This is a genomic window from Diaphorobacter ruginosibacter, assembly GCF_040396215.1.
In the GTDB taxonomy this organism is placed as follows: domain Bacteria; phylum Pseudomonadota; class Gammaproteobacteria; order Burkholderiales; family Burkholderiaceae_C; genus Diaphorobacter_A; species Diaphorobacter_A ruginosibacter_A.
Genome location: NZ_JBEBOW010000100.1, coordinates 1 through 15,043 on the forward strand (window position 1 = coordinate 1; position 15,043 = coordinate 15,043).

15 protein-coding genes are annotated in these 15,043 nt (G+C 61.7%); 10 read left to right on the forward strand and 5 right to left on the reverse strand.

Translation table 11 applies throughout. The annotated features are described in order from the left end of the window. A partial coding sequence (locus tag ABWP92_RS12505; RefSeq protein WP_353235714.1) for a HipA domain-containing protein occupies window positions 1–1,152 on the forward strand: 1,152 nt, incomplete at its 5' end. A gap of 665 nt (window positions 1,153–1,817) precedes the next feature. Further along, window positions 1,818–2,453 carry a response regulator gene (locus ABWP92_RS12510; RefSeq protein WP_353235715.1) on the forward strand — a complete coding sequence of 212 codons (636 nt, stop codon included), beginning with the start codon at window positions 1,818–1,820 and terminating at the stop codon, window positions 2,451–2,453. An 87-nt stretch (window positions 2,454–2,540) separates the two neighbouring features. On the opposite strand, the gene ABWP92_RS12515 is transcribed toward ABWP92_RS12510, so the two are convergent. Both ABWP92_RS12515 and ABWP92_RS12520 read right to left on the reverse strand, forming a co-directional pair. After that, window positions 2,541–3,710, reverse strand: coding sequence for a pyridoxal phosphate-dependent aminotransferase (locus ABWP92_RS12515; protein WP_353235716.1), 1,170 nt, complete (start codon window positions 3,708–3,710; stop codon window positions 2,541–2,543). 111 nt (window positions 3,711–3,821) lie between these two features. Beyond that, window positions 3,822–4,763: a CysB family HTH-type transcriptional regulator gene (locus ABWP92_RS12520; RefSeq protein WP_353235717.1), complete on the reverse strand. Its 942-nt coding sequence runs from the start codon at window positions 4,761–4,763 to the stop codon at window positions 3,822–3,824. Window positions 4,764–5,103: 340 nt separating this feature from the next. On the opposite strand from ABWP92_RS12520, the gene ABWP92_RS12525 reads away from it, so the two are divergent. From ABWP92_RS12525 to ABWP92_RS12545, 5 genes are all read left to right on the forward strand, one after another. Beyond that, window positions 5,104–5,757, forward strand: coding sequence for a PepSY-associated TM helix domain-containing protein (locus tag ABWP92_RS12525; protein WP_502907523.1), 654 nt, complete (start codon window positions 5,104–5,106; stop codon window positions 5,755–5,757). Window positions 5,758–5,811: 54 nt separating this feature from the next. Further along, window positions 5,812–6,333: a DUF2271 domain-containing protein gene (locus tag ABWP92_RS12530; protein ID WP_353235718.1), complete on the forward strand. Its 522-nt coding sequence runs from the start codon at window positions 5,812–5,814 to the stop codon at window positions 6,331–6,333. Between the two features lie 70 nt (window positions 6,334–6,403). Continuing rightward, window positions 6,404–7,204 carry a DUF4198 domain-containing protein gene (locus ABWP92_RS12535; RefSeq protein ID WP_353235719.1) on the forward strand — a complete coding sequence of 267 codons (801 nt, stop codon included), beginning with the start codon at window positions 6,404–6,406 and terminating at the stop codon, window positions 7,202–7,204. Between the two features lie 70 nt (window positions 7,205–7,274). Next, a complete protein-coding gene (locus ABWP92_RS12540; protein ID WP_353235720.1) occupies window positions 7,275–8,345 on the forward strand; it encodes an FAD:protein FMN transferase in 1,071 nt (356 codons plus the stop codon). After that, complete coding sequence (locus ABWP92_RS12545; protein WP_353235721.1) at window positions 8,342–9,754, forward strand: sulfite reductase subunit alpha; 1,413 nt, start codon at window positions 8,342–8,344, stop codon at window positions 9,752–9,754. Before ABWP92_RS12540 ends, ABWP92_RS12545 begins: the two co-directional genes overlap by 4 nt. A gap of 31 nt (window positions 9,755–9,785) precedes the next feature. Here the strand turns inward: ABWP92_RS12545 and ABWP92_RS12550 are convergent, their stop codons facing one another. Genes ABWP92_RS12550 through lptF form a run of 3 tightly spaced genes read right to left on the reverse strand, consistent with a single transcriptional unit; the run spans window position 9,786 to window position 12,412 of the window. Further along, window positions 9,786–10,205 (reverse strand): sirohydrochlorin chelatase, encoded by a 420-nt coding sequence (locus ABWP92_RS12550; protein ID WP_353235722.1) that lies wholly within the window; start codon window positions 10,203–10,205, stop codon window positions 9,786–9,788. Between the two features lie 6 nt (window positions 10,206–10,211). After that, window positions 10,212–11,309 carry an LPS export ABC transporter permease LptG gene (gene lptG / locus ABWP92_RS12555; RefSeq protein ID WP_353235723.1) on the reverse strand — a complete coding sequence of 366 codons (1,098 nt, stop codon included), beginning with the start codon at window positions 11,307–11,309 and terminating at the stop codon, window positions 10,212–10,214. Beyond that, entirely contained in the window at window positions 11,306–12,412 is a 1,107-nt protein-coding gene (gene lptF, locus ABWP92_RS12560; protein WP_353235724.1) for an LPS export ABC transporter permease LptF, read from the reverse strand. Before lptF ends, lptG begins: the two co-directional genes overlap by 4 nt. A 23-nt stretch (window positions 12,413–12,435) precedes the next feature. Between lptF and ABWP92_RS12565 the strand changes: the two genes are divergently transcribed. From ABWP92_RS12565 to ABWP92_RS12575, 3 genes are read left to right on the forward strand one after another with little or no spacing between them, the layout of a single operon-like run. After that, window positions 12,436–13,998 (forward strand): leucyl aminopeptidase, encoded by a 1,563-nt coding sequence (locus ABWP92_RS12565; RefSeq protein ID WP_353235725.1) that lies wholly within the window; start codon window positions 12,436–12,438, stop codon window positions 13,996–13,998. 20 nt (window positions 13,999–14,018) lie between these two features. Further along, the gene (locus ABWP92_RS12570) at window positions 14,019–14,456 is read left to right on the forward strand and encodes a DNA polymerase III subunit chi (RefSeq protein ID WP_353235726.1); all 438 of its coding nucleotides are present in this window, start codon (window positions 14,019–14,021) and stop codon (window positions 14,454–14,456) included. Between the two features lie 2 nt (window positions 14,457–14,458). Then, a complete protein-coding gene (locus tag ABWP92_RS12575) occupies window positions 14,459–15,034 on the forward strand; it encodes a hypothetical protein (protein WP_353235727.1) in 576 nt (191 codons plus the stop codon). The last annotated feature ends 9 nt before the right edge of the window (window positions 15,035–15,043 follow it).

The following is a 15,043-nucleotide window of genomic DNA, read 5'->3' on the forward strand; positions in this document are numbered from 1 at the left end:
GCCAACTACTTTGATAATCTTCTGCCTGACAACGAGCCCATACGTGCGCGTATTGGGCAGCGCTTTCGTACCAAGGCGCTGGATGCCTTTTCGCTGTTGGAGGCCATTGGCTGCGACTGCGTTGGCGCCGTGCAATTGCTGCCTGAAGGCATGGAGTCCGTGGGCTGGGATCGTGTGGAGTGCGAGCCGTTGTCCGAGGCGCAGATTGTCGATGCGCTTCGTGCAGTCCCTGCGGATCCGCGCTGGCGTGCTGGCGAATCTGTTTCGGGCCGCGGAGCAACGTTTCGCATATCACTGGCTGGCGCTCAGGAAAAGACGGCCTTCACCCGGGTCGATGGCCAGTGGTGCCGCCCCGAGGGCGCAACACCCAGCACCCATATCTTCAAGCTGCCACTGGGCGTGATCGCCAATGTGAGCCGCATAGATATGTTTGATTCGGTCGAGAACGAGTGGCTGTGTGCCCAGATCATCGATGCTCTTGGCCTGCCCACGGCTCGCACCAGGATGGCCAGCTTCGAGGACCTGCGTGTATTGATCGTCGAACGCTTCGACCGCGAGTGGATGGACGAGGGGCGATGGATTGCCAGGCTTCCCCAGGAGGATTTCTGTCAGGCCCTGGGCCGGTCCCCACGGTTCAAATATGAGGAGGAGGGCGGCCCTTGCGTCGCCAACTGCCTGGACCTGCTTGCGGGCAGCATGGATGCGGCGACGGATCGCATGGCCTTTCAGCTTGCCCAATTGGCGTTCTGGCTCATGGCGGTGCCCGATGGACATGCGAAGAACTATTCGATCTTTCTGCGTCAGGGCAACGCTTATGAGATGACGCCTCTGTATGACGTGCTCTCCGTCTGGCCGTACGTGGGCCGTGGCCGTGGTCAGCTTCATCTGCGTGATGTGAATCTTGCCATGGCGCTGCGTTCGAAGAACGCGCGCTACGATATCTTCAGCATCAGGGCCCGCCATTGGCAGGCACTCGCCATGAAGAACGGAGGACCTCAGGTCTGGGACGCGATGGCGGGACTGGTGGAGCAGGTGGATGCGGCGCTTACCGATGTGCAGACACGGCTGCCAGCAGGCTTTCCGGATCGCATCTGGAGCCCCATTGTGGACGGGGTGCGCGCGCAGGCTCAAAAATTCCTGAATGACGCATAGGCTCGGCAAGCTGTTGGGGCTGCTTGAGCAGCAGTTGTCGGCACTTCATGATGGTGGGGGCTATTCGGCTTGGAACATTGTTTGATATTTCTATCAAAAAATAATAATTTCAATCACTTACTCGCTTGCAATGGCGATGTTGAAGGTTGTTTATATTTTTTCATGGAGATAATTATTTGATTCGAAAAATGTATATCTGATTGTGATATGTGTTGTGAATCATCGGTAATTACTTTTATTGCTTGTGTACGATCTATTTCGGTAAAGGTGAAGGTATTCGTTTTTTGGGGAGAGATGGCGCAATGCTAGCCAGGCGATGCATGCGTCTTTGTTCCTAAAAATCTCTGTCTCTGCTATTTGATTGCGAGTGCGATCGAAGCAAAAAAAGCGTTGAATCACGGGAGATGAGCACTTCGAGGGAGGTTTTTTCAGAAGTAGAGTACTCAGTTGTTTATGTAAGAATTAATGACAATCGATGAATTGATTATTTTAAATAAACAAAAATAGGTAAATTTATGTCAATTTCAATAAGTCCATGACTTTAAGGTCTTGGAATGTTGGGAAATTGAAATGTATTCTTCGTTACGTTCAGCGACATTAGGGTGTAACGATTGATGAGTTCCCGTTGTCGTTGAGATGGCAAGTTTATTTCAATGGCAGGCGGTATGAATAAAGTGCGTGTGGCGATCGTTGATGACCATCCAACAGTGTTGTATGCCCTGACTGATCTGATTCAGCAGGACCCTCGCTTTTCACTGGTGGCGAGCTTGAAGAGCCCGACGGAGCTGATCCGATATCTGCGGGAGGGGCCCGAGGTGGATATCGTCATCACGGATTTCACGATGCCGGATGATTCCATGTATGGCGATGGAGTCAGGTACGTGAAGTACCTGATCCGGAACTTCAGCGGCAAGCAGTTTGTAGTGTTCTCCGAGTCGGTGAACCCCTCGTTGATCTTCTCGCTGTACGATTATGGTGTGTCGGCTGTCGTTCTCAAGAGTCACGATCTTTCGCAGATGCTGATAGCTATGCATCATGTGGTGGACAAAAAAACCTACTATCCACCGAATATAAATCGTGAGGATTTGCGAATATTCACGAAGAATATGCACTCCATTTCTCCGCGGGAGCTGGAGGTGCTGCGCCATTTCTCACGTGGACTGCCACTCAAGAGAATCGCATCCGACCTGAATCGCAGCATCAAGACGGTGAGTTCGCAGAAGCGCTCGGTCATGCGCAAGCTGGATATCTCTACCGATCAGTTGCTGATGGAGTTCTGCATGCATACGAACCTGTTTTGAGACACTTGTCCGCAGTGGTACTCCAGTGAAGAAAAAACCGCGCCTGGCGCGGTTTTCCTATTTGTCACCTTGTCGGTGCGGGCAGCTTCAGAGTCTGCTCAGGCGGCGCAGGGCCTCGCGCAATGTGTCGTCTTTTTTCGCAAAGCAAAAGCGCACAACGCGCTGATCGAATTTGTCGACGTAGAACGCCGACAGCGGAATCGCCGCGACGCCGATGTCGCGGGTCAGCCATTGGCAGAAGTCTGCCTCATTCAGATCGCTGACTTCGGAGATGTCCACGCACTGGAAGTAGCTGCCCTGGCTGGGCAGCAGTTTGAATCGGGTCGCCTTCAGCCCTTCTCGGAACAAGTCGCGCTTGGCCTGATAGAAGGCCGATAGTTGCGTATAGGGGGCGGGATCCTTCATGTATTCGGCAATGCCGTGCTGCATCGGCGTGTTCACCGTGAACACGTTGAACTGGTGGACTTTGCGGAATTCAGCCGTGAGGGGCGCGGGAGCGGCCACGGTGCCGATCTTCCAGCCGGTGACGTGGTAGGTCTTGCCGAAACTGGAGACGATGAAGGCGCGCGCGGCCAGGCCTGGAAAGCGTGCGGCACTTTGGTGCTGCTGGCCGTCGAACACCATGTGCTCATAGACTTCGTCGCTGATCAGCAATATATCGGTGGGCGCCAGCAGCTCTTCGAGCCGGCGCATTTCCGCGTCAGTCCAGATGGTGCCGCTCGGATTGTGCGGCGAGTTGATGATGATGAGGCGCGTGCGGGGCGTGATGGCAGCGGCAATCCTGTCGAAGTCCGGGCGGAAGCTGCCTGGAGTCAGCGGAACGCGCACGACCTTGCCGCCAGCGGTTTCGATGTTGGGTACGTAGCTGTCGTAGCAAGGCTCGAGCACGATGGCCTCGTCACCCGGCTGCACGCAGGCGAGCACTGCCGTCAGGATGGCCTGGGTCGCGCCTGCGGTGACGGTGATCTCGGTATTGGCGTCGTACTTGCGGCCATGCAGCGCTTCGTATTTTTGCGACATGGCTTCGCGCAGCACCTGCACGCCAGCCATGGGCGGGTATTGGTTGTGGCCGGCGCGCATGGCGTGGTCGACCGCATCCACCAGCTTCTCGTCGCAGGCGAAGTCCGGGAAGCCTTGTCCGAGGTTGACCGCCTTGTGCTCCAGCGCCAGTGCGGACATGACGGTAAAGATGGTTGTGCCGACATTGGGCAGGCGGCTTGGGAAATGGGGTGTGCGTGGAGCGCTGTCTGTTGTCATTTCTGAAATGCGAGTGCGATGAAACCTTGGCATGGATCATATCGACGCCGGGCTTTCACGGCGGTTTCCGCTTGAGTCCCGGATCGACGGATAGGCCGGAAGTCTGCTTTTTCAAAGATCGTAGTCGTTCACATTGCCGACCATGGCGCGCATCACCAGGTCGCGGCTCAGGCGGTCGCTGAGCAGTTCGGCGAACTTGTAGATGAAGTTGCGCAGATACGCGCCGCGCTTGAATGCGACGCGGGCAACGTTCTGGCCGAAGAGATGCCCCATGGGGCGCACGACCAGATCGCCGATGGGGTCGTCGCGCATGGCCATCTCGGCCACGATGCCTATGCCCATACCCAGTCGCACATAGGTCTTGATCACATCGGAGTCGATGGCTTCGAGAACGATGCGCGGCTGCAGCTTGCGCGTCTGGAACGCCTGATCGATCTTGCCGCGGCCCGTGAAAGAGGGGTGATAGGTGATCAGCGGCTCGTGTGCGATGTCTTCCAGGCCTATGCGCTCGCGCTGGGCGAGCGGGTGGCTGGCTGGCATGACGAGCACGTGTTGCCATTCATAGCAGGGCAGGGTGACGAGATCGGGGTAGTCGGCCAGTGATTCCGTCGCCATGCCGATTTCCGCGACTTCGTCGATCACCATGCGCGCCACTTCGTGCGGCGTGGCCTGGTGCAGGCTGATGTTCACCTTGGGGTAAGACTCGCGCAGCTTGGCCACGGGCAGCGGCAGGACGTAGCGCGCCTGCGTGTGGGTCGTCGCGATGGAGAGCGTGCCGCTGTCCTGCGCGCTGTATTGCTCGCCGATCCGCTTGAGATTGCTGACCTCGCGCATGATCAGCTCGATACTTTTGAGCACGTGCTGGCCCGGCTCGGTCACTCTTTTGAGCCGCTTGCCATGGCGAGCGAAGATGTCCACCCCCAGTTCGTCCTCCAGCTCGATGATGGCCTTGGATACGCCGGGCTGCGACGTATGCAGGGCCTTGGCGGCCTCCGTGAGGTTGAGATTGCGGCGTGCGGCTTCCTGGACGAAGCGGAATTGATGCAGGTTCATAACTGAATGCAGCTAAGGATTTCTTTTATTATGCTTCATTCTTCTTAATATGGATATGTATAAGGCCGCAGATTTCCATGCGATGCAGCGCAAAGGCCAAAGTCCCCACCACATGGCCGGATTCGGCCCGGGCTGCAGGTATGCGGGTCGATGCGCAGATTGCTCGTCATCACACGGGTTGCGATGGCGCGGCATCGATCGAAATGGTATCGGCTTGGTAAAGTTGCAGATCTCAAATGAAAGTGATATTCATTTAGACCCGCTCCCGCACTAGAATGCTGGCTGCCGCGGCGGCTGTCTGGTGGAGCCGTGCGGCGGCATATTTCTAACAAGGTTTTCAATGAAGGCGGTAACTTCTGGTGCTTCTCAGCGGGCTTACTGGCTCAAGAAACTGCATGAGTGGCATTGGATCAGCTCCGCAATCTGCCTGATCGGAATGCTGCTGTTTGCGGTCACGGGCTTCACGCTCAATCATGCGGGGCAGATTGAATCCAAGCCGCGTGTCGAGTCGCGTGATGGGCAGTTGCCGGCGGAACTGCTCGGGCAACTGCAGTCGGCGCAAGCGCGGTCGGCGCAGCAGGACAAATCGGCGGCTGCCGTTGCGCTTCCAATGGATGTGCGGGATTTCATCCAGCGCGAACTGAAGGTGGACGTGGGCGCGCGGGCCGTGGAGTGGAGCGATGACGAGGCTTATGTCCCCATGCCGCGCCCGGGAGGAGACGCCTGGCTGCGCGTCGACCTGAAGGAAGGCGCCATCGAATATGAAACCACCGATCGCGGCTGGATTTCCTACCTCAACGACCTGCACAAGGGCCGCAACACCGGAGGCGCCTGGAGCCTGTTCATCGACATCTTCGCAATCGGCTGCCTGGTGTTCTGCATCACGGGCCTGCTGATCCTGAAGATGCACTCCGAGCGCCGGCCGTTGACCTGGCCCATGGTCGGCCTGGGCCTGGTGATTCCCGCGCTGCTTGCGCTGCTGTTGATCCACTGACGCTTCGGCTGGTGGCGGGCGATGGCGGTTGTACGGATTTTTGAAGGAAGTGAAATGGCAAAAAGGATTCTGAAATATTCCGCGGCGCTCGGCGCAGTGATCGGCCTGCCGGCCGTGGCTGGCAGCCTTGATGTGAACGTCGGTATTCCGCAGCTCCAGGTGGCCGAGTATCACAAGCCCTATGTGGCGGTGTGGCTCGAGAAGGCCGATGGCGGCGTGGTGGCCAATCTGTCGGTCTGGTATGACGCGAAGATGCGCGACGCCGAGGGCACGAAGTGGCTCAAGGACATGCGCCAGTGGTGGCGCCGCACGGGCCGTGAGCTGACGTTCCCGATCGACGGCGTGACGCAGCCGACCAAGCCGGCGGGCGCGCATGCGCTGTCGTTTACCGAAGGCAAGAATCCCATGCCCAAGCTCGCTCCCGGCCAATACAAGCTCATGGTCGAGGCCGCGCGTGAAGTGGGTGGGCGCGAGTTGGTCTCGATCCCGTTCGAGTGGCCGGTGAAGGAAGCCACGAGCCTGTCCGCCAAGGGCGGCAGCGAACTCGGCCAGATCAAGCTCGACATCAAGCCCTGAATTCCAGGGAGCCGAATGCGCGCGCTCCCACCAGATACAAAATACCAACTCGTCTGAAAGGACCTTTCATATGATGCTCAGGAAGCACACGATTCTGGCCGCGACGCTGGCGCTGGCCGCCATGTCCGCGCAGGCCCACGACCTGTGGTTCAAACCGTCGAGCACGGTGCTCTCCAAGTCCGACTGGGTGACAGTGGACGCCGCCGTCTCCAACGATGTGTTCTTCTTCAATCATCGTCCGCTGTCGCTGGACAACGTGACGGTGACGGGCCCCGATGGAGCAGCTGTCGAGATGAAGAACGCGCACAAGGGTGAACTGCGCAGCGTGTTCGACTTCAAGCCCGAGAAGCCGGGCACCTATCGCGTGACCATGCTGATGAATGGCGTGATGGGCGGCTACAAGGACGCCAATGGCCAGCCCAAGCGCCTGCGCGGCAGTGCTGCGGAAATCGCCAGCCAGATTCCCGCCGATGCCACGGACGTGCGCATCACCGAGAACGTGCGCCGCATGGAGACCTTCATCTCCGTGGGCAAGCCAAGCCCCATCACCACTACCGGCAAGGGATTGGAGATGAAGCCAGTGACGCATCCCAACGACCTGGTGAGCGATGAAGAAGCCACCTTCGAATTCCTCATCGACGGCAAGCCGGCCGCGGGTGTGGAGATGGAACTCGTCGCGGACGGCATCCGTTACCGCGATGGTGTGAATGCGCTCAAGCTGAAGGCCGACGCCAATGGCGTCGTCAAGGTGAAGTTCCCGCGTGCGGGCCTGTTCTGGCTGAGCGCCGATGCGAAGGACGCCAAGACCACCGTGCCGCAGGCCAAGGAACGCCATCTGGGCTACGTCGCCACCCTGGAAGTGCTGCCCTGAGGTGACTGAATCCGCCGCAACCCCTTCCGTGCGCTATGCGGACAGTGTCTGGCGGGCGCCGAAAGCGGCAATGTCCGATGCGCGCGCGGATGCGGCTGGCAAGGCGGATTTTTCAGCCGCCCGCTGGCGCGCGCCGTCCATGCAGCATCAGCAGGACGGCCGCATTCACAAGCTGGCTGGCGAGACCATGGGGACGAACTGGTCGCTGAGTGTCGTCAACGCCGGGTTCCAGACCCTGGAGCCGGTCCACGCGTTGGTTCAAGCGGTGCTGGATGAGGTGATTGCGCAGATGAGCAATTGGGAGCCCGGCTCCGTCATCTCGCGCTTCAATGCATCGAGCCCCGGCAGCCGGACCGCTCTGCCAGCCGAATTTGCCGCCGTGCTCGGTGCGGCAATGCACTGGGCGGAGCGCTCGGGCGGAGCGCTGGACCCGACGATGGGCGCGCTGGTTTCGCTGTGGGGATTTGGCCCGAGAGCGCAGCCCTTGACTCCTCATACCGGGGATCGGCCACCAGATGATGCAGTGCTCTGCCTGCTCGGCCAATCGGGTTATGGACAGCTTCCATGGCGGCCAGGCCAGCCCTGGCTGGAGCAGCCTGGCAGCCTGCAGCTCGATCTGTGCGGCATTGCCAAAGGCTTTGCCGTGGATTGGGTGGTCCAGCGCCTGCGGCAGGAAGGCTGGGCGAGCGGCCTGTTCGAAATTGGAGGGGAGTTGCGCGGTTGGGGCGAAAGGCCGGATGGGCGGCCGTGGCGGATCCAATTGGGCAGCGGCGGCGTGGATGCGCCGATGGCGGTTGCCTTGCGTGATGGAGCGTTGGCCACGTCGGGCGATTATTGGCATCATTTTTTCTCGGATGGAAAGCGCTATTCGCACACCATCGATCCGCGCACCGGCTCGCCGATAGAGCATGGACTGGCAAGCGTGACCGTGCACCATGATGAATGCATGCACGCCGATGCGCTGGCCACCGTGTTGACGGTAATGGGCGCGAAGGAGGGCATGGAATTTGCCCGCTCGAATGACATTGCAGCGGTATTCCGCGAGCATCCGCCGCTTCAGGACCACGCATGTGGCGGCCTGGGCCAGTCCTGTGCTGGCGCGTTGCTCTCGCCCGCGTGGAAGGCACGCTTCGCAACATGAGTCTTGATTGGGTTGTATCTCCGCAGCGCCTGGCCGGTGCGGCGGCTGTTCTTGTCGGCTACGCGGCGCTTTGCGCGTCGGTGGCATGGTCCGTGCGGCGCAAGCGCCTGGACCTGTTGCTCGATAACCAGGAGGCGACGGGCCGCTCGAAAGGGCCTGCGGTGCTGGTGTGCTATGCCAGTCAGACCGGCCAGGCGGAAGGACTCGCGCGCGAGGCTGCCCGCATGTTGCGCGACAGCGAAGTGCATGTGACCCTGTTGCCGCTGGAGGCCGTCACGGCGGGGCAGTTGGAAAAGCACGAGTACAGCTTTTGGATTGCCTCGACGACGGGCGAGGGCGATGCGCCTGATCACGCCCTGCATTTCGTGCGGGAACTGCTGCCGCAAACGCTTGACCTGAAATGCCACCAGGCGCTGGTGCTGGCGCTGGGCGACAAGGAATACCAGCAGTTCTGCCTGTTCGGCGAGCAGGTTCATGCATGGCTTGGCGCGCAGGGCGCGCGCAGCGAGCTGATCTGCGTGGACAACATGGACCGCGCCGCATTGCGTGCCTGGCAGTCTCGCATCAACGTGTTCAAGCAGGAATGGCTGGCTGATGACGACTCTCAGCCGCCTTCGGTGTTCGACGAAGAATGGCTGCTGCCTCCGGCGGACAGCCAACTGGTTCTCAAGAAGCGCACGCTGCTCAATCCCGGTAGCGAGGGCGGGCCTCTTTTCCAATTGGACTGGATTGCCGCGGTGGGTGAAGAGCTGCCGCATTGGGAATCCGGTGACCTGGTGTCCGTGCGTGTTCCCGCGGACCCCGAGCACCCACGCGATTACTCGATCGCCTCGATCATGGAGGACGGCTGCCTGCGCATGCTGGTGCGCCAGAGCGTGCGCGCGGATGGCACGCCGGGCGTTGCATCGAACTGGCTGTGCAGCGGCATGAAGGAAGGGCAGGCGCTGGCGATGTCGATACGCCAGCACAGCAGCTTCCGCCTGGGCGACAACGCGAAGCGGCCGCTGATCCTGATCGGCAACGGCTCGGGCCTTGCGGGCTTGCTGAGCCATATTCGTGCGCGGGCGGCGCTGAATCAGCGTGAGCAGTGGCTCATCTTCGGTGAGCGCAGTCCGAAGCATGATGCGCTCATGGATGCCACATTGCAGCAATGGCTGCGAAGCGGCGATCTAGCGCTTCTGGATCGCGCATGGTCGCGTGCTGAATCGGGGCGCACGTATGTGCAGGATCTGGTGCTTGAGCGGGCCGCGACGATCCGCGAATGGGTCGCGCGCGATGCCGCCATCTTCGTGTGCGGCAGCCGGCAGGGGATGGGAGAGGGCGTGCATCAGGCGCTCAGACAGGTGCTTGGCGAAGCGCAACTGCATGCGCTGATGCAGTCGGGCCGCTATCGCCGCGACGTGTATTGATCCCGTGTCGGTCCTGCCATGGCCAGCGGCCTCATGCGGGAGCCGCTCCCAGCGAATCGGCGGCAATCCCGGCCATCAATGCCGTCATGCGCTGATCTTCTCCGATGGGGGGAGACAGGCGTAGATCAAGTGCCGGGAACTGCCGGCGCAATTGCTCCACCATGCGCGGCAAGTCCTCGCGCGCGTGGCGGCCCGCGCCCAGGAACATGGGGGTGATGCCGATGCGCAGAATGCCCGCTTGCGCCCAGCGCGCCACCACATCGGGCAGGGTGGGCTCGCAAAGCTCCAGGTAGGCGCAGGACACGGCGATATCGCCGCGGCTCGCCGCCAGAGTGCGGGCCACGGCTTCGATGGGCTCGCGCCATTGCGGATCGCGCGAGCCGTGCGCGAACAGGATGACGCCCGATGATGGCAAAGGCGCCTGCTGCGTGCCTATGTGGTCGTTGTGCATGGAGCGCTAGCGCCTGAGCACCAGCCAGCCAAAGGCCGCCAGCGATAGCATGGTGTATATCAGGCCCGGCGCCGCCGCCGTCAGCATGGGCGACCAGTTCTGCAAATTGCCCGCGAAGCCGAACACGTTGTTGAGCAGGAAGAAGCTGATGCCGGCCATCACTCCTCCGAACACGTATCCCGCGATGCCGCCCGAACGGAAATGCAGATAGGCGAAGGGCAGCGACAGCACGACCATCACCAGGCAGCTGAGCGGATAGAACACCTTGCGCCAGAACTCGATTTCGTAGCGCTGCGTGGTCTGGCCGTTGGCCGAGAGGTGGCGGATGTACTGGAACAGCTCCAGAGTGGACATCTTGTCGGGCTTGAGCACCGCGGCGGCCACCATGCTGGAGGTGATGCGGGTCGGCCAGCTGAATTCAGGCTCCTGGATTCGCTCGACCCGCATGTCGCCTTCGCCGCCGCGATGGAACATGCTGCGCTTGACGTTGTGGAGTATCCATGCGTCCTGGCCGCTGTCGAAATCTCCTGTTTCCGCCTGTGTGGTGGATGCCGCGAAGCCCTTGGCGTCGAACTCGAAGATACGCACGTTGCGCATCTCGCCCGTGGTGGCGATGGCGCGCACGTTGACCGCGAAACTATGGTCTCCCTGGCGTTCCTTGAGCCAGGCGCCGGTCACGCCGGTGGATATCTGGCCGAGCCGGCGCGCCTTGACCAACTGCGCCGCTTTCTCGCTCACGGGGGAGACATAGTCGCCGATGACGAAAGTGAACACGACGAATGCGCCGCCAAGAATCAGCAGCGTGCTGAGCGCGCGCCATGGCCCCAGGCCGCTGGTGCGCATGATGGTGAATTCGGACGTCTGCGCCAGCCGGGCCATCACGAAGATGGTGCCGATCAGCACGGTGATGGGCAGCAGTTCGTAGAGATGCTGGGGCAGGCTCAGCGCCACGTACAGCAGCGCGTGATGCAGCTCGTAGTTCTTGCCGATCCAGCGCAGCTCGTCGACCAGGTCGAAGAAGAAAAACAGCGCCAGAAAGGCCAGCGTGACGAAGCCTACGCCCGCCACGACTTCGCGGTAGATGAAGCGGCGTATGGTTTTCATGCGGCGCTCCTGCGGGCGGGACGGCTCGTGAGCCATGCGCGTATGGACCACTGGTTGTGCCTGGCGGTGAGCATCAGCAGCGCCAGCACGAAGGTGCCGCCGTGCAGCATCGCCATGAAGGAAAGCATGCCGATACGCTCGGCCGCAACCCAGCTCTGGCCTACCGTCATCAGGTTGAAGTAGACGACAAAGGCGAACAGCGCGAAGGCGAGGCTGCTGCTGCGGCCCGCGCGCGGGTTGACGACCGCCACGGCCAGCCCGAGTATCACGAAGTTCAGCGCCGCGAACGCAAGGCCGATGCGCCAGCCCAGTTCGCCCCGGAATGCCGGGACGGACGAGCCGATCAGCTCCAGCGTGCTGCGTGTCTTGAGCGCCACGTCGTCCAGGCCGCCGGCCTTGGCGTCACCCACGCGCGTGCCGTATTCGCGGAACTCGCTGACGCGAAGGCCTGGCTTGTCCAGCGGCATCTCCAGGCGCTGGCCGTTGAAGAGCAGCGCGATGCGGGCGCCGTCCTGCACTTCGAGCCTTGCGCTTTCCGCGGAGGTCACGGATTCCTTGCGTTCTTCGTTGGTGGCGATGAACACATTGCTGGCCGAGGTGGCGTCGGGCGAGTCGCGGTCGATGAAGAACACGCGCGAGCCGTTGGACGATTCCTGGAACTGTCCCGGCGCGATGCGGTCCACGTCGCTGCGCTGCTCATACTGCGTCTTCAGCTCCTGGATCTGCGTGTTGGCCCACGGCCAGATCAGCAGCGACAACGTGGCGATGGCCAGCATTACAGGCCAGGCAAAGCGCAGCAGAGGCGGCAGCAGGCTCATGAGCCCGCGGCCGCTGGCGAACCAGATCACCATTTCACTGTCGCGGTACATGCGCGAGAGAACCCCCACAATGGCAACGAAAAGGCAAAGGCTCAAAATGGTGGGCAATTGGCCGAGCACGGTATAGCCCATCACGAGCATGACGTCGGATGGATTGACGCTGCCGCGCGAGGCCTGCCCCAGGGTACGGATGAGCATCATGGTCATCACGATGGTGACCAGGACCACCAGCGTTGCACCAAAACTGCGCGCCAGCTCCTTGCGGATGGATGAATCGAATAACATTGTCTCGAAGGAAAACGCCGATTATGAACTTCGAACTGACCACACTCTCCCTGTCTGCCGCTTCAACCCAGAAATGCGATGCACTGATCGTGCTGGCTCCGCAGGGAACCAAGCCCGCAAAAGATGCGGTCTCCGCGGTGCTGGCCCAAGCGCTCAAGTCGGGTGATCTGGAACTCAAGGCGGGAAAGACCCTGCAGATGTACGCATCGCCGCTGATTGCGGCTCGCCGCGTCATTCTTGCCGGAAGTGGCGATGGTAGCGCGCGCAGCGTGCGTTTGGCGGTTGCCGCGGTGGCGAATGTGCTCAAATCCCCCAAAGTCCGCAAAGCCTGCCTGGTTTTCGCGGGCAAGGCGAGCCCTGAGGCGGTTGCCGCCGCGGTGAGATGCTGCGCCGAGACGGCGTATGTATACACGGCCACCAAGAGCAAGGCGGAGCCGCTCGCCCTGGGCCGGGTGGTGATCGGTGTGGACGATGCGGCGCGCGTGAAGCCCGCTTTCGAATCAGCCCGCGCCGTTGCCAAGGGCGTCGTCTTTGCCCGCGAATGGGCCAACCGTCCGGCCAACCACGCCACGCCCACCCTGCTGGCGCAGGCGGCGAAGGGGCTGGCAACCAGTGGGATCACCTGCAAGGTGCACGGGCCGGCAGAGGTCGCCAGGCTGGGGATGGGCGCATTCATGGCGGTCGCCCAGGGCTCGGCGGAGCAGTTGCGCTTCATCGAACTGCGGTACAGCGGCGGCGCCAAATCGGAAGCGCCGGTCGTGCTGGTCGGCAAGGGCATCACGTTCGATACCGGCGGTATTTCGCTCAAGCCCGCAGCCGAGATGGATGAGATGAAGTTCGACATGGGTGGCGCCGCCAGTGTGCTCGGCGTGTTCAGCGCGCTGGCCGAACTGCGCCCGGCGGTCAATGTGGTGGGCCTGATTCCCGCGTGCGAGAACATGCCCGATGGAAAGGCCATCAAGCCCGGCGATGTGGTGACCAGCATGAACGGCCAGACCATCGAGATCCTGAATACCGATGCCGAAGGCCGTCTGGTGCTGTGCGATGCCATCACCTACGCCAAGCGCTTCAAGCCCCGCGCGGTGGTGGACATCGCCACGCTGACGGGAGCCTGCGTCGTTGCGCTGGGCAACCAGCGCAGCGGCCTGTTCTCCACCGATGATGTGCTGGCCGGCAAGCTGCAGGCCGCAGGCGATGAGTCGCTCGACCTGTGCTGGCGTATGCCGCTGGATGAGGAATATGGCGAAGGCCTGCGCAGCAATTTTGCCGATGTGGCCAATGTGGCGGGTCGCGCCGGCGGCGCGATCACGGCGGCCAAGTTCCTGCAGCGTTTCACGGCGGACATGCCCTGGGCGCATCTGGACATCGCGGGTACGGCCTGGAAGGGCGGCGCCGCGAAGGGGGCGACCGGGCGTCCCGTGGGCCTGCTGGTGCACTATCTGATGGCCGAAGCGGCAGGCTCCCAGAAGACGGGCAAGACAGCCAGGTCGTCCACCGCCGCTGCCGCGAAAAAAGCCGCCGGAGCCAAGCCCGCAAGCGGTGCCAAGGCTGCTCGCGGTGGCGCTGGCACGCTGAAAACGGCCTGAAGGGCCCGGGCCTGATTGCAATGACGGAAGTTGCTTTTCATTTCAATGCACCCGACAAGCTGGCCTATGCCTGCCGCTTCGCACGCAAAGCGTTGCGGCGCGGCATGCGTGTGGTGATCACGGGAGCGCAGGCGGAACTGCAGGTGCTGGACCGCAGGATGTGGGCTGTCGGCGCCACCGATTTCGTCGCGCACGCGCTCGCCGATGCAGATCCGGACATCGTACGGGCATCGCCGGTGCTGCTGGCTGTCGATCCGCTGTCCGTGGCGCCGCGCGACGTGCTGCTCAATCTGGGGGCGCAGCTTCCGGCCGGGTTTGACCAGTTCGAGAAAGTCGTGGAGGTGGTCAGCGCGAGCGATGAAGCGGATCGTCAATCCGCGCGCACTCGCTGGCGGCAATACACCGCGAGAGGATATGAGATCGTTCGCCATGATCTCGTTTTGAAAGAGAATGCCTGACCATGGCATCCGCACCCGCAACTCCTCCAGCCGCTCCACCCAGGTTCGTTCCTACGCTCACGGAAGAGGTCAGCCTTCCCGCCGAAGCCGCCCTGGATGAGCCTCGAGAGCTTGCGGAGTTGCCCGATGGCTATGAATTGCCCGCGGGTGAGCCCGAAGCGGGCGACGAGCCGGATGAGGAAACGGCGCGGGAGTCGGAACTGGCCGATGGTGCGGTGGAGAAAACCGTCTTCGGCGCCTCGGCGGCCGATCTGCCGGCCCACGTCATGGCAAATCTGCCGGAGTTGACCGAGGTTGCCCCCGATCTGCCGGATCTGCCGGATCTGCCTGAGCAGGCGCTGGGCGTGACGCATGCCGTTCAGCCGCCTCTGCCGGATGGCTACGAGGAGGTGGTCATTCACCGTGTCATGCAGCGTGTCGATGTCATGCTGGAGCAGCGGCTGGCGGAAGCCATTTCCAGGGTCATCCAGGAGCAGACGCGTTCCATCGTTCCCAGGTTGCGAGAAGAAGTTGAATCGGTCGTGCGCCAGTCGGTGTACGAAGCCGTGGCCGATGAACTGGCTTGCGGCCAGAAGTAGCCTGCGCGC